We start from the raw sequence: 14,701 nt of genomic DNA, 5'->3' as shown, positions 1-14,701 counted from the left end.
GTCCCAAGGTGCAGGACCCACGTGTCCTGCCGACCGCGGGTGGACGAGGCGCGCGCCGGTCCTCGTTCCCGACCGCTGCCCATGCGAACGCGTGCGGCACGGCCTTGCCCGACCGCAGGCCTTGTCGCGAGGCGCATTCCGCTTTCCCTGCTCTCATCAGCTGCGAGGTATCCCATCATGAAATCTGACTCCGACCCGCGCCTGCGCATCGGGATCGTCGGCGGCGGCATCGCCGGCGTCGGCCTGGCGCTGGGACTTTGCCGCCATCCCCAGCTGGAGGTGCAGCTATTCGAGTCGGCCGCGGCCTTCGGCGAGATCGGTGCCGGGGTCTCCTTCGGCGCCAACGCGGTGCGTGCGATCACCGGGCTCGGCATGGGCGAGGCCTATGCGGCCCTGGCCGACCGCACGTCCCCCCCGTGGCAGGACATCTGGTTCGAATGGCGACGGGGCAGCGACGCCGGCTACATCGGCGCGAGCATCGCGCCGGGCGTGGGTCAGTCCTCGGTGCATCGTGCCGATTTCCTCGCTGCGCTGGCGATCCGGCTGCCCCCCGGGCTGGCCCGCTTCGGCAAACGGGCCCGGGCGGTCGAGCAGGATGACAGTGGCGTGCGCGTGCGTTTCGACGATGGCAGCGGATACGAGGGTGACGCGCTCATCGCCGCCGACGGCATCAAGTCCGCGTTGCGCGCCCCCGTCCTGCAGGCCCTGGGCCACGATCCTGTCGCACCTCGCTTCACCGGTACGTGCGCATATCGGGGCATGATCGACAGCGGCCGCCTGCGCGACGCGTTCGCTGCCGAAGGCGTGGATACGCACCTGGTGGACGTGCCGCAGATGTACCTGGGACCCGATGCCCACATCCTGACCTTTCCGGTCAAGCAGGGGCGCATCATCAACGTGGTGGCCTTCGTCACCGAGCGTGCCGCCGTGCCGCCGCAATGGCCGCAGGACCAGCCGTGGGTGCGCGAGGTCAGCCAGCACGAGATGCTCGCCGCCTTCGTCCACTGGGGGGTGGCCGCGCGGACCTTGCTCGCATGCATCGACAGGCCGACCTATTGGGCGTTACACGACCTGGCGCAGCTTCCCGGCTATGTGCACGGGCGGGTCGCCCTGATCGGCGATGCAGCGCACGCGATGCTGCCGCACCAGGGCGCGGGTGCCGGGCAGGGGTTGGAGGACGCTTACTTTCTCGCCAGGCTGCTGGGCGAGCCGAGGCTCACGCGCGCGGCGCTGCCGCAGGTGCTGGCCGCCTACGATCGGATTCGCCGGCCACGTGCCTGCCGTGTGCAGCAGACCTCGTGGGACGCGGGCGAGCTGTACGAGTTCCGGGACCCCGCCATCGGCGACGACGATGCCCGTCTGGGCGCGCGCCTGGCCGAGCGCTTCGACTGGATATGGAACCACGATATCGAGGTCGAGATCGGCCAGGCCCATGCGCAGCTGGGCTGGGCCTGAGTGGCGGCCTGTGCGCGGCGGTGCAGGCGTCGGCCTGGCCGCGCCGAACGCGTGGAGGCCGAAGTGGTCCCTCCCGCATGCGGGTGGAGGTTGAACTGAATGAACACAGCTGTCGCCGATGCCGAGCAGGACGTGCTGGCCGTGCTTCCCCACCGCGTCGAGGATCTCGCGCGGTGGCGGATGCTGGTGAAGGGCTCGCCAGTGCCTACCGTGACTGTGATCGGGAAATACAACCACGGCAAGAGCCGCCTGCTCAACGAGCTGATCGGCGACGATGCCTTCCTGGTGGCTGATCGGCGCCAGACGGTCGCGCTCTCGGAGCGGGTCCATGCGGGGATCCGCTGGCTGGACGCGCCGGGACTGGACGCGGACATCGACCGCGAAGACGATCGCGCTGCCAGGCTGGCCGCCTGGGTGCAGTCGGATGTCCGCCTGTTCGTGCACGCGGCCAGGGAGGGCGAGCTGGATGCGGCGGAGTGCGTCGTGCTGGACCGGTTGCTTCGCGACGACGCCGCTAGCGGACGCCAGACCCTGTTCGTGCTCTCCCAGGTGGACCAGCTGGGCGGTGACGACGCCCAGGAGACGGTGAAGGCGGCCATCGCGCGCCAGGTCCCCGGCCTGATCCCCTGTGAGGTCTCCGCCACGCGCCATCGCCAGGGTCTGGAAAGGGGCAAGCAGCTTCTGGTGCAGAAAAGCGGGATCCCGGACCTGCGGGCGCGGCTGCAAGCGGCCTGTGCCCAGGTGCCGGCCGCACGCGTCCATGAGACCCGGCGGTTGTTCGAGCGGATCCTGGGGGAGCTGGAGCAGGTACTGGCCGATCGCCGGGGCGCGCGCGACAGGATGCAGCAGGCCCGGCACCAGCAGCGGCATGCCTTCGAGCAGGGCCTGGCTTCGGTGCTGGACAAGGTCCGCGACGACCTGCAGAGGGAGGCACCGCCATGTGGCTGAGCCATGAACACAGCCCTGCCGCCACGGCAGGCAGCGCCGAGGAGCGAGCGGCCGAAAAGGTCCGCTACGCACGCCGCCACCTCGCGCTGACGCGTGCCTGCGTGGAGATCGACGGTTTCCTGAAGGGAGCGGGCGTCATCGGCCTGCTGCGGGGCGAACGCGAGCACAGCACCCTGAATTCGGCTCTGGTCGCGGTGCTTGGCCTGGCGGTGAAGAAGCAGGACGTCGGCTTCGGGCTGTTCACCACGCCAGCCGGACACGCGCACCTGAAGCGCGAGTTCATGCGCTACTTCGAGCTGTCGCCGGACCGCACCGAGTCGGCGGCGGCCGTCGCAGCGGCCGACGCCGCAATCGTTTCGGCGGAGCGGGCGCTGGCCCGCTGGACGCGTCTCGAGCCGGCCCCATGAGCGCGCCGCGGTCCAGCGAGACCCGGTGGGTCGAGGCGGTCGCGGAAGGGGAGCAGGTCGTCCACGACCTCGGCAGAGGCATGGCGCGACTGGAGGACTGGCTCGACCACCTCGCGCAGATGCTAAAGGCCCAGCCTCCGACGCTGCATGGCCTCGCGCCGGACCATGCCCTGGCGGTGCAGGTGCAGGCCCTGCGGGCGTTGCTGGATGCGCAGGCCCGTCGCTGGCCGCAGCAGCGTGCGCAGCGTGCGCCCGCGCGGGCGCTGGCCGACCGGCTCGGCGACATGGCCGTGCTGCTGGTGTTCGGCAAGATCAATGCGGGCAAGAGCGCGTTCTGCAACCTGCTGGCCGAACGCTTCATCGCCCATGGCGCCACGGCGCGCTACTTCCGCCTTGAGGCCGGCTGCGTCGTCGACATGCCGGAGCCCTTCGAGGAAGGCGCCACCGAGACCACCTCGCGCATCCAGGGGGTGCTGCTCGGCGAAAGGCTGGCGTTGCTGGATACGCCCGGACTGCACTCGGTGAGCGAGGAGAACGCCGAGCTGACCCTGAGCTACACCGAAAGCGCCGAGGGCGTGCTGTGGCTGAGCAGCTCAACCGCGCCGGGGCAGGTACAGGAGCTCGACCAGCTGCGCCGCGAGTTGCAGCGGCGCAAGCCGCTGCTTCCGGTGATCACACGCAGCGACGTGTACGAGGAGGATGAGGTCGACGGCCAGATCCGCAAGGTGCTGCGCAACAAGAGCGATTCAAACCGTGCACAGCAGGAAGGCGACGTCGAAGCGCGCGCGCGGCAGAAGTTGCAGTCGTCCGGGCTCGATCCGACCCTCGTCCTTTCCCCGGTATCGGTGTCCACCTATGCCGCGCGCGAACATGGCGCGTGCGCCGAAGCGATGGCCGCGGCCGGATTCGAGCGCCTGTATCTGGCATTGCTGGGCATCCTCGAACCGGCGCTGGCCTACAAGCGACGCAAGCCGGCCGAACTGCTGCTGCACTACCTGCAGGAGGACGTGCTGGACGCGCTGCAGTCCCACGGCCTGCGGGCACTGGACCAACTGGACAGCTCGCTGCAGGAAGCGCTGTCCCGGCTCGAGCAGAGCGCGTCCCGGATCGTCCGCGCGGCCGGGCGCAGGCTGATGTCGGGCCTGCCGGCCTTGTTGGAGGAACATGCAGCCTCGCGCGACGTGAGCGGGATGTGGCGTACGCTGACAGGCCGGATCCTTGACGCCTTCCGCGGCGAGGCGCAGGTCGCGCTGGCCGGCTACGAACAGGTGTTCGACCGGTTGCCCGCGCCGGTCGAAGCGTATGACGGACCGGCCTACGCGCAGCACGTGGTCCATGCCGAGGGCGGTGACGTGGTGGTCGGGGTGAGCTACGAGCGGCTGCATGCCGCGCTGGAAGCGGCCATCTACCGGGATTTGTCGCGCCTGGCGGAGCATGCGGTCGAACGGTGCAGGGCGACCGTCCGCCGGCTGATGCAGGAGAGTGCATGCCTGCGGGCCGGCTTGGCCGCCGCCGCGGACGAGCTGGCGGCGCTGGCACGGGAGATCCGCCAGGCGTAGGCCTTCGCGCCGATGGCGGCTGCGCGACGGCGGCCCACGGCCCGGGCCGTCGCGGAGGGAACTGCACGGTGCGGGCGTCGGCCCAACCGGCCCGGCTGCGTCGCTGTCCTCGCACCGACCCGATCCGCAGCAATCGCTTGACCATGCTGCGCCGCCTTTGTGAGAATCGGTGGCATACGATCCCGGTGCAAGGCCGGGACTCGCGTAAGCGTTAACGTCAACCAACGCGCTTGATGTCCATTGCCCTGCAATGGACTGCAAACGCGCGAGGTTTTCGTGGCACATTCGGATCGTTCCCCCGGCACGCACCCTTCCATCGAAGCGGGCGCCGGACTGGCATTTGCGCTCATCCTGATCGGAGCCAACCTGCGTGCGCCGATCACCGCCCTGGGCCCGGTCCTGTCCGACATCCAGCGCGACCTTGGCCTCGACGGCCTCGGCGCCGGGCTCCTGAATGCGCTGCCGCTGCTGGTATTCGGCGCATTGTCCCTGGTGGCGCCGGCCGTTGGCAGGCGCTACGGCCTCGAGCGCACCCTGGGTGTCGCCCTGCTTTGCATTTTCGTCGGTACGGTGCTGCGCTCCTTGCCGGGGCCTGGATGGGTCTGGGCCGGTACCCTCGTGCTCAGTGTCGGCATCGCATTCGGCAACGTATTGCTTCCCGGTCTGGTAAAGCGCGATTTCCCGCATCAGGCGGCCAGGATCATCGGCTTCTATGCGGCCGCCATGGCCGGCATGGCGGGGGTGGCCGTCGGGATGGCGGTGCCGATCGCGCGCGTCGTCGGATCCAGCTGGCGCTGGTCCATCGGCGGCTGGGCGCTGCTGGCGCTGGCGACCATGCTGGTATGGATGCCTCATTGGAAGCGCTCGCGGCAGCCGCTGCCGCTGCCGGGGCCGGCCGATGCCGTCCGAACGCAGCGGCGCTCGCCCTGGCGGCATCCCATCGGGTGGCAGGTCTCGCTGTTCTTCGCTGCGCACTCGCTGGTCTTCTATGCGTTGATCGACTGGTACGCCTCGTATGCCGCCTCCCGGGGCGTCGCTGCCGGGACGTCCGGCGTCTATCTGCTGGTCTACCAGGTCGTCGCCGTCGCGACGAACCTCGTCAGCGCATCGCTGATCGGGCGGTTCCGAGACCAGACAAGGCTCGGACTGGCCTGTGGCCTCGCCCTGGTGGTCGGTACGCTCGGACTGCTGCTCGCGCCTGCCTATTCCCTGCTCTGGCTGGTCGGTGCAGGTCTTGGCGCGGGCATCGCCATGGTCACCAGCCTGTCGCTGTTCGCGCTCCGGACCCGCGATCACCACCAGGCTGCCGCACTGTCGGGCATGGCGCAATGCATCGGCTACCTGGGCGCCGCGACAGGGCCGCTGATCGTCGGCGTGCTCCACGATCTCACCCGCGGATGGGCCTTGCCCCTGCTGTTCCTGGTGCTGGCCAGCGTGCTGGTGACGCTGTTCGCGACGCTGGCCGGGCGCGACCGGGTCATTGATTGAAGGCCGCATCGCCATCTGCTTCGTCGCGCTGTCGCATGCCACCGCCGACAGCGTTCGTACCGGGCGCGTTGGGACGGCGACGGAGAGGCGCCGGCTCGAGAGCCGGCGGCCGGGTGCGGCCCGCCCGGCAGCGCTGAGGCCCTGGCGCTGCAGCTGGATCGTGGCGGCGCGGCCTTCGCTACCGGTCGCCAGCGCTGCCGTCCCCACGGAAACGGATCAACGGTACGCGCGGCTGCCCCCTGTGCGGTGTCTACGCAGTGGGTGGGACGCTGGGCCGCGGCAATGCCTGTCGATATCGGTCGTTGCACCGGGGCTGCCGGGGTTCAGTCCTTCGGCAGCCGCAGCGGCGTCGGCGCCGGGCGCGACGGTTCCAGGATTGCCGTGTCGGTCAGCAGCAGCCGCGCCTGCGAGCGCCAGCCGCCGATGAACACGTCTGGCTTGCGGTCGCCGTCCAGGTCGCCCTGCGCCATGCTCCAGCTGCGCCCCACGGTGGCGCTGGGCACGATGTCCAGGGTGGCGTCCTCGAAGTTGCCCCGGCCGTCGTTGCGCCAGGCGCGCACCTGCAACGGAACGAAGCCCGGCACCTGGATCGCGCTGACCAGGATGTCCGGATCGCCATCCCGGTCGACATCGACGATGGTGCCGCCCCAACTGGAGAAGCGGTGCCGCGGAAGGCGCCGTTCGCTTTCGTCGCGAAAGCGGCCCTTGCCGTCGTTGACCAGCAGACGGGTCTGCGGGTCCTTGTCCCAGCCGTGGTTGTTGCTGGTCAGGTTGAAGAACACGATGTCCGGATGGCCGTCGCCGGTGGCGTCGAACACGTGGACCTCGCGGGTTTCCAGCGGTACTTTCAGTTCCAGCCGGTCGCTGGCATCGGTAAAGCGTCCGCGGCCGTCGTTGAGCAGCAGGCGGTTGGGCGGGGACTGGTTGGCGAGCACCAGGTCCGGGTGGCCGTCGCCGTTCATGTCGGCCAACGCGATGTCCTGGGTGTGGGCATCGTTCGCCGGCAGGTGGGTGCTGCTGACATCGACGAAGTGGCCGGGCCGCGCCGGGTCGTTGAGCCACAGGAAGTCGCGCGCGGGCTTGCTCTTGTCCTCGGCGGTGTTGCCCACCACGATGTCCGGCAGGCCGTCGCCGTTGACGTCGCCGGCCGCGACCGCATTGCCCTGGCTGCCGCGCGGCAGGCGCGCGCTCATGTCGGCGAAACTGCCGCGGCCGTCGCCGAAGTACAGCGCGTGCACTTCGTCTTCCTCGGCGACGAACACCAGGTCCGGGTGGCCGTCGCCGTTGAAGTCCGCCGATGCCACGTGCTCGTTGTCATGCGGCGTGGCGTCGAACGCGCCGGGCTTCCAGCTCAGGCGGCCCTTGCCATCGTTGAGGTACAGCGCGTTGGGGCCGCGCTCGACGGCGACCGCCACGTCGAGGTCGCCATCGCCGTCGGCGTCGATCATGGTCGCATCGACGGCGTGCATGTCCGGCCCCGGCGGGACATGTGTCGTGGTGACATCCGCATAGGCCTGCGATGGACGTTCCTGGGCCGGGGCCTGGCTCACTGCCGCCGCGAGGGCGATGGCGAGGCAGAGCGGGAATCGATCGTTCATGGGGCGGCTCCTGTGATGTGAAGCGAGAGGGGGCTTTGCGACCGGGCACGGCGCCGGGAATGTCAGGCGACCCGGTCGAAGGGGGGATCCCCGTCGGCGCGCGCCACGGCTGCGGTGTATCGCCGGGCCTGTGGGGTCAGATCGGGTTCTCCTAAGGCGTTACGCGCAGATTGCGGAAGTGGGCGACGGTCCCGGACTCGATCCAGATGCCGACGCCACCGTGCTGGTCTGGGCCCAGCTTCAGGTCGTTGACGACGAGTGCCGGTTCGGACTTCCCGTCCAGGTACAGCCGGGCCTGGGCGCCGGCCACGACCAGCTTCATCGGGATCCACCTGCCCAGGGAAAGGTCGGCATAGGCCTCGTACCTTGACGGCGCTTCTCTGCGCAGCCGATCAAAGCGGAACTCCGGGTAGGCCGCGTATTGGACGCTGTGGTTGCGTCGTTCCTGGTCGTCGGCAGTGCTGTTGGTGGGACGCAGGTAGACGCTCTCGAAGCGTCCCTCCGCGTCGATGCGGAAGCTGATGCCCACGAAGCCACGCGCATAGGCGGGTGCGTCCTCGGCCAGATCGCTGGCGACCTCCGCCTCGATCGTCCCGTCGTGGAAATCTACTGGCAGCCAGGCCATGAAGTTGCGGTCGCTGAGTTGTTCCCTGGCCGGATCCTGATAGGCCGATGCGGGCATCCGCAGCTCTATGGCCGGTGCTCCGAGGTACGTGGAGTCACGCAACTCGACTCCTGAGCGCCGATACGACTTGGCGTCGTCGTTGCGCGCGGTGGCAACCGCGCGCGGCTGTTGCGGCCGGCTCGCGACAGCGCTCATGTCCTGGGTGAACTTGATGGGATTTTTGAACATCAAGAAGTGGTTGCCCTCATCTTCCTTGTTGTCCACGAACAACTCCGAACCCGGGATGACACCATGCAGCGCCGGTACGGCAATGGCCGTCGAGGCCGCCAGAGCTGAGCCCAGGCCGAGGAGCAATCGTCGCAACATGTCTAGGTCTCCTGGGAGAAAGCGGGGCACCGGCTGGCGCGCCCTTTATTGATGTTGGTAGTGGGCGATCAGGACGGCGCAGCGACAGGTTAGCGCCGGCCGAGTTATTCCGCTGTTGCGGTACCTCCACAGCCGAATCGCATGTGCTAATCACGACCTTGAAGTCTACTACCACCAGAACAAATGCACGTATGTACTCTATGGGCCGGACACCAGCCGATGCAATGTCGCCCACGTGACGGGTTATTTGCCTGCAATCGGGGCGATGCTCAGCATCCTGTTCCTGAAATAAGCGTCACATGGGATCCAGGCGATGCAACCATGCTTAGGGAAGGTCTGAACACCGAGGCCTGAGAATGCGGAATGTCGCGTCGTTGCGGAGAGTGGCGTTTGGATCTACGGATTTTCGCCATCTATGGCGCTTTCCGTGGGAATTCCCCGGGTTACAGGCGCACGCTCCCCATGGCAGGCAGTAACTGCTTTCGCTTCATCCACAGATTTGACAGCGCAAACAAGGTCAGCACTTGTGCGCCGTTCTTGGCCAAGCCGCGATAGCGGATCTTGGTGTAGCCGAACTGGTGCTTGATCACCCGGAACGGATGCTCCACTTTCGCGCGCACGCTGGCATTGAAGTGTTTCCAACGCTGTTCCCGAGCACGCTCGCGTTTGCTGCCGATGGCTTGCATCGTCGAGGGCCTGGTGGCGATGAACAATGTAGCCTTGCACGCCTGCAGTTCTTCGCGTTTGTCCGTGCCGGTGTAGCCGCTGTCGCCAAAGTGGCCTTTGTCAGGTGTGGCGTCACGCCTGACAACGGCCATATTTGTTGGTCGTTCACCCGGGTTGCAAGATTTACCAGAAGCCAAGGATTTTCCACCAGATGCTTCCGACGAGCCCGAAGATGAGGAGCTCAAGCAAGCACATGATGAGTCCGATCTTCCACCAGGCGCCTAAGCTGACGTAGCCGCTGCCGAAGATGATAGGCGAGGTGCCTGTGGCGTAGTGCGTCAGCGTCATCATGATCGCCGAAGACGCGGTCATCATGAGCATGAAGGGGACAACGTAGTCCGGGGGGATGAGCAGCGCCCCTACACCTAGGAACGCAAGCAGCATCGCGCTGATGTGGGCGGTGGTGCTCGCGAACAGGTAGTGGGAAAAGACAAAGGCTAAGACGAGCACGCTGGCGATCGCTTTCCATCCCATTCCACTGGCGATGATGGCGCCCTTCATTGCCTCGGTGAACCAGCCAACCACGCCCAGCTTGTTGAGCTGCTCGGCCATCATCACCAGCGCGCCAAACCATACCAGCGTGTCCCACGCACTCTTCTCGGAAAGCACATCGTCCCAGTCCAGGGTGCCGGTGATGATCAGCGCAAACAGGCCAACGAATGCGACAACCGTGGGATCCAAGGTCCACGAGGGCCCGAAAATCATGGCGGGCACGTTCGCCCAAAGGACCAGCAGCAAACCAAAGGTCCCGATCATCACTGTTTCTTTCGCCGTCAGAGACCCCATCGTCTTCAATTCGCCCTTGGCGAAATCAACTGCGTTGGGAGTGACTTTCAGTTCCGGAGGAGACAGCAGGTAAATGGCCAGAGGCATGATGATCAAACAGGTCAGCCCCGGTAGAAGCATACATAGTGCCCAAGTCGTCCAGGACAGGTGCAGCTGTTGGTTCGTCGCTTTGGCGACATAGTCGACCACCAGCGGATTGGGTGCTGTGGCGGTGAGGAACATGGCCGATGTGATGGGATTGGCGTGATAGTTCACCAACGCCAGGTAGGTTCCGACCTTGCCTTGCGTGCCTTTCGCCGGGTCAGAATCGAACGAGTTGGCAATTGACTTCATGATCGGGTGAACAATGCCCCCACCACGCGCGGTATTGCTGGGTGTAAAGGGGGCGAGCAAGAGCTCGCAGATCGTCAGGCCGTATCCGATGCCCAGTGTCCGTTTGCCCAGTAGCGCAATGAACAACATTCCGATGCGGTTCCCCAAGCCTGTCTTCTTTAGACCACGGGAAATCAAGATCGCAACCACGATCAGCCAGATGAGCGGGCTCGAGAAGCTGGAGAGCGCGTCAGCGATCGCACCCTTGGAGCTGCTAGACGTGACTTGGGAAAGCGCGACGATGACAATGGCCATCATCGCCATCACCCCGATCGGCATGACCTTGAGGATGATGGCGATGATGGTGGTCAGGAATATGGCGACCAGTCCCCAGGCCTTGGGCGTCAGGCCTTCAGGGCACGGCAACAATAGCAATGCGATAAGCACTGCCGTTGTCGCCAGGGCCTGAGGCAGTTTGAACGGCACTGCGTGATTGAAATACTTGAATGCTGCTTTGACGCGACTTGGCATGGGGGGGGCTCCTTATGACTGTCCAACAAGCGGGGAGCGCTTGAAGCGATGCGCAGCGGTTCCAGTCATCAAGGCTTGGCGCGTGGGCTTGCCCCAAAGTGATGCATAAGCTCGGCGTGCGTTTGAGCATAAGCATCGTCCGTGAGAGACGTTGCCATGGGAGAGTTCGCGGCGTTTCTCGCAACTTCGGCCTTCGCCCTGTCCTGGTCCTCGCTTCTCAGCGCCAAGTCAGCCAAAACGGTTACGTGAGTCGGTTGGACCTCGACGAACCCCCCCGATACATATAGCTGGAAAGGTGGCTCGCCCGTCTCCGGATACACGAGGATCATGCCCTCGCGCAGCGTGCTCAGCATTGGTGTATGTCTTGCCATCACGCCAAATCGGCCCTGTTCCCCAGGAAGACTCACCTCCCTGACTTCTCCCTCCCATTGGGCTCCCGTGAGACTGACCACGGTCAGCGCGAACGTCTGCTGTGCGTTAGCGATGAAGTCGGGTCTGGGGTGGGCTGAGGGGGGAGAGCGCATGTCGTATTCGTCTGAGGCCTTGGTCGAAGAGGCCTCACTGCTCTGCGCAGCGCCGGCAACGAGTGATAATTTTCCACCAAGCTTCATTTCAACACTCCTTGAACAGTCTGGCACTGTTGCCCTACAACAGCCCTTCTTTCTTACCTCGGCACGACTTGGTCACCGAGAGGAACGCCAAACGGTGTCCGGTTCATACCTCTATGGTGCAGCGCACCATACACGTCCGCCTTGATCTCGATCAACTCAAAAACGGGAGATGGAATGTAAGGGCAAACCGAGTGATGTGTTAGCGAGAGGAAGCGAGAGCAATCTGGCTTTGCAATGCAAATAATGTAATACGTGATATGTAAAGAGCTGATGCTCAGCTACAGGTCGTTCTGGACATTAGGTACCGGGCGACCCATCCCTAAGAGTGGCCAACACACCTACCGCGCGGCCGCCAGGCGGGCGCGGTCGGTGCTCGGAATCGGCATGGACCACGCGTACGCTCCGGTTCTGAGCACGCCGCCCGCACTCCCCTCATGACCTCTCGCTACGTTTTTGTTAGCCGCTCTACGAACAGGCGCACCGTAACGTAGAGGCTTCGTCGGCATGGGCCTCCGTCATCATGAGGAGTGAAGCGATGAAGACGTCACGTTTACCCGACGTCGCCCAGAGTAGATGCACGCCCAAGCGTGATAAATACCGCTCTCACGGTCGATCCTTGTCATTGTAGGTGCGCGATGCGCATCCGCCGAACAAATCAAGCTCCCTGGAGTAGGCTCTCGTCGAAACATCCATGAGTCCCAGCGCCGAGTGGAAAAGATTGTCATGGCTTGCAGGCTGTAACGCGCGTTGCCGCACGCAGTGCATGTTCAAACCGCGCCACTGCACCATTCCCGGCGACAGCCATGCTGCCATGGGAACCTTCATCTGCATGTCCGGGGCAATGGCGTAAGGCAATCCATGCAGATACAGGTTGCTTTCGCCAAGTGACTCTCCGTGATCGGAGACATACAGCAATGCGCTGTCGACCGTATCGATTGAAGCAAGCATCTTTATCGCGCGGGAAACTAGTTCATCCGTCGCCAAAATTGCGTTGTCGTAAGCGTTGATAACCTCTGGACGTGTGCAGTCTCCGAGATCGGCACTTCTGCAGTCGGGCCTGAACCGGCGTAGTCGCTCCGGATAGCGCAGGTAGTAGCTTGGGCCGTGGTTACCTAGTTGATGCAATACGATCACCATGTCTTCCTGGCTTGAACGCACGCGCTTTTCAAGACCGTCAAGAAGTGCCAGATCACCGCAGTCATCATTCGGGCAAGCAGCTATTTGGTTTCTTGGTGTTACCTTTTCAAACGGCAAACCATCGCAGACCCCTTTGCATCCGCCTTGATTGTCTCTCCAGAGCGTTTGGACACCAGCTCTCGATAAGACATGCAGTAGGGAGTCCGAACGCTTTATCTCATCTTCGTTATAGCTTGCCCTCCCTTTAGCCGAGAACATGCATGGCAATGAGACCTCGGTGCTTGAGCCACATGCGCGCACATCTGGATAGTTGACGACATCGAGTTTGGCAAGTTCCGGAGTCGTTTGACGCGCATATCCATTCAGCCCCCAATTGGATGCACGCACGGTCTCCCCGACCACCAGCACGAGCACGTGTGGCTTCGGCTCAGGGTCATGGCCAACCAGACGAGCATCCGGTGCCACGACCCGCCTCGGGCCAGTGTCAACAGAGAGTTCCTTTGCTGCAATGCGTATGCTGGAGACAGCAACGTTCGCAGGAGCCACCAGATGGCGGAGCTCCCGATTGTTTCGCATCAGCGCGCTGACGTCTTTGAAGCTAATCAATGCGGCAATGATGACCAGCATGAGCGCCACTGCAATCGACCCAAACATGGCAACGGTCGATCGCAGAATCGATAGCCCTCTTAGACGTGTCGACCAGATAAATACGAGTGGAGCTATTGCATAGGTGATGACATGCAGAAGCAGGGAAGATGTGATCAGGTCACCAGCTTCAGCTGCGTTTGTCTTGAGGATGTTGCGTACCATGCTGACGTCAAAATAGATCGAATAGCGATCAGAGAAGAAAGACGTAAAGACAGCAGCCAATAAAAAAACAGTCAACACAGGCTTGGTTGCGCCCTTCCAGCAAAGTGGACGAAGTAGAAGCACATTGATGCCCACCAGGATCAAGGCCAGGCTAAGCGCACTTTCCCATCCTCCATGATCAGAAAACGCGCCTGTGGCTGCGGTGGCTCGCCAGAATGCTTGATTGAGTGCCGCTGCCGTGTACATAGCAACGGCCCAGACAAGCCAGTCCGCCGAGAGCAATGGACGCCAGCTAGACGTTGCTTCTGTGTTGATCCTGTTTCTGGTGCGTAGTCGTTGAAGGACGGAACTAAAAATTGCTGTCATGACGTGCTCCTGAGCCATCACACGCCACGCATTCGACTTGCAGGGTCAGCTCAGAGACGTCGAGAACAGAGCGAACGATGCCTGCCACTTCGCAACGAACCCGGTCCAAGGTATTGACATCTTCTTTGACGACAACATGCGCGGTCACCACAGTCTGGCGAGAGGCCAACGACCAGATATGCAGGTTGTGAATAGAGTCGACATCGGCATGTGCCCGCACCGCTCTTTCCAAGGCCGTGATGTCGACATCGATAGGCACGCTCTGCATCAGAACGCGTCCGGCCGCGCTTATGAGCGTCCAGGTTCTCGGCAACACCCACAATCCGATGAGCACCGCAATGATGGGATCGATAAGTGTCCAGTTGGTCCAACGAATGACGAGCGCACCGATGATGACGCCCACCGATCCAAGCATGTCGCTCCAGACCTCAAGATACGCACCCTTTAGATTTAGCGAGCTGCCACTTCCTGACTTGAGCAGACGCATCGCGATGAGGTTAACGATAAGCCCGCTGATGGCGACGAAAAGCATGCCGGTGGATGCAACATGTGGTGGTTGTCTGAAACGAGTGATTGCTTCCCAAAGAATGTAGCCCGCAACCAGGAGGAGTAGGGAGCCGTTGACCAGCGCGCCCAGCGACTCTACGCGACCGTAGCCATAGCTTCGCTTCTTGTCAGCTGGCCGCCTGGAGATACGCACAGCGAAAAGGGACACGGCAAGCGCAATCGTGTCGGTCAGCATATGCGCAGCGTCGGAAATCAACGCAAGACTGTTGGTTAAAAAGCCACCTAGTACTTCGGCAACAAGAAATAGCGATGTGAGTCCGAGCGCCCACCATAGCGGCTTCTCGAAGCGGACTTCGGAGCCTGCGTGGTCGTGATTGCCACTCATGAATATTCTCCTGAACGCCTATGTGGCGTTTGCTTTGGGTATGGCAGAGCACCCATCGCGGGAATCGCGATGGGTTAGGACACC

General features: G+C 63.9%; 11 protein-coding genes, 1 other RNA gene and 1 pseudogene. 6 read left to right on the top strand and 7 right to left on the bottom strand.

Annotated elements, in window-relative coordinates:
- Window positions 1-177: 177 nt before the first annotated feature.
- The 5 genes from salA to XaplCFBP3123_RS17800 all read left to right on the top strand — a co-directional run bounded on the left by salA (window position 178) and on the right by XaplCFBP3123_RS17800 (window position 5,857).
- Window positions 178-1,455, top strand: a complete 1,278-nt coding sequence (gene salA / locus XaplCFBP3123_RS17820; protein ID WP_104535219.1) for a salicylate 1-monooxygenase — start codon at window positions 178-180, stop codon at window positions 1,453-1,455.
- Window positions 1,456-1,554: 99 nt separating this feature from the next.
- Window positions 1,555-2,403: a GTPase domain-containing protein gene (locus XaplCFBP3123_RS17815; protein ID WP_104535218.1), complete on the top strand. Its 849-nt coding sequence runs from the start codon at window positions 1,555-1,557 to the stop codon at window positions 2,401-2,403.
- Window positions 2,394-2,810, top strand: coding sequence for a hypothetical protein (locus tag XaplCFBP3123_RS17810; RefSeq protein ID WP_104535217.1), 417 nt, complete (start codon window positions 2,394-2,396; stop codon window positions 2,808-2,810). Before XaplCFBP3123_RS17815 ends, XaplCFBP3123_RS17810 begins: the two co-directional genes overlap by 10 nt.
- Window positions 2,807-4,369 (top strand): dynamin family protein, encoded by a 1,563-nt coding sequence (locus XaplCFBP3123_RS17805; RefSeq protein ID WP_104535216.1) that lies wholly within the window; start codon window positions 2,807-2,809, stop codon window positions 4,367-4,369. Before XaplCFBP3123_RS17810 ends, XaplCFBP3123_RS17805 begins: the two co-directional genes overlap by 4 nt.
- 276 nt (window positions 4,370-4,645) lie before the next feature.
- Window positions 4,646-5,857, top strand: coding sequence for an MFS transporter (locus tag XaplCFBP3123_RS17800; RefSeq protein WP_216361739.1), 1,212 nt, complete (start codon window positions 4,646-4,648; stop codon window positions 5,855-5,857).
- A 323-nt stretch (window positions 5,858-6,180) separates the two neighbouring features.
- Here the strand turns inward: XaplCFBP3123_RS17800 and XaplCFBP3123_RS17795 are convergent, their stop codons facing one another.
- The 5 genes and pseudogenes from XaplCFBP3123_RS17795 to atpC form a co-directional block, all read right to left on the bottom strand.
- Window positions 6,181-7,455, bottom strand: a complete 1,275-nt coding sequence (locus XaplCFBP3123_RS17795; RefSeq protein ID WP_104535215.1) for an FG-GAP repeat domain-containing protein — start codon at window positions 7,453-7,455, stop codon at window positions 6,181-6,183.
- A 151-nt stretch (window positions 7,456-7,606) separates the two neighbouring features.
- The gene (locus XaplCFBP3123_RS21605; protein ID WP_216361738.1) at window positions 7,607-8,446 is read right to left on the bottom strand and encodes a hypothetical protein; all 840 of its coding nucleotides are present in this window, start codon (window positions 8,444-8,446) and stop codon (window positions 7,607-7,609) included.
- 443 nt (window positions 8,447-8,889) lie between these two features.
- Window positions 8,890-9,222 (bottom strand): annotated as a pseudogene (locus tag XaplCFBP3123_RS17780) (transposase); the annotation flags it as partial.
- A 73-nt stretch (window positions 9,223-9,295) separates the two neighbouring features.
- Window positions 9,296-10,801, bottom strand: coding sequence for a DASS family sodium-coupled anion symporter (locus XaplCFBP3123_RS17775; RefSeq protein ID WP_104535214.1), 1,506 nt, complete (start codon window positions 10,799-10,801; stop codon window positions 9,296-9,298).
- 68 nt (window positions 10,802-10,869) lie between these two features.
- Window positions 10,870-11,412, bottom strand: coding sequence for an ATP synthase F1 subunit epsilon (gene atpC / locus XaplCFBP3123_RS17770; protein ID WP_253254239.1), 543 nt, complete (start codon window positions 11,410-11,412; stop codon window positions 10,870-10,872).
- 384 nt (window positions 11,413-11,796) lie between these two features.
- On the opposite strand from atpC, the gene XaplCFBP3123_RS17765 reads away from it, so the two are divergent.
- Window positions 11,797-11,874, top strand: a non-coding RNA gene (locus XaplCFBP3123_RS17765) — sX9 sRNA.
- Window positions 11,875-12,015: 141 nt separating this feature from the next.
- On the opposite strand, the gene XaplCFBP3123_RS17760 is transcribed toward XaplCFBP3123_RS17765, so the two are convergent.
- Both XaplCFBP3123_RS17760 and XaplCFBP3123_RS17755 read right to left on the bottom strand, forming a co-directional pair.
- Window positions 12,016-13,725 carry a phosphoethanolamine transferase gene (locus tag XaplCFBP3123_RS17760; protein ID WP_104535287.1) on the bottom strand — a complete coding sequence of 570 codons (1,710 nt, stop codon included), beginning with the start codon at window positions 13,723-13,725 and terminating at the stop codon, window positions 12,016-12,018.
- Window positions 13,709-14,617 (bottom strand): cation diffusion facilitator family transporter, encoded by a 909-nt coding sequence (locus XaplCFBP3123_RS17755; RefSeq protein ID WP_104535213.1) that lies wholly within the window; start codon window positions 14,615-14,617, stop codon window positions 13,709-13,711. The genes XaplCFBP3123_RS17760 and XaplCFBP3123_RS17755 overlap by 17 nt, the downstream gene beginning before the upstream one ends.
- Window positions 14,618-14,701 lie beyond the last annotated feature (84 nt).

This window comes from Xanthomonas arboricola pv. populi (assembly GCF_002939945.1).
Taxonomy (GTDB): Bacteria; Pseudomonadota; Gammaproteobacteria; order Xanthomonadales; family Xanthomonadaceae; genus Xanthomonas; species Xanthomonas arboricola_A.
Note: the sequence above shows the minus strand (reverse complement) of the source record. Positions and strands in the feature narration are given on the sequence as shown.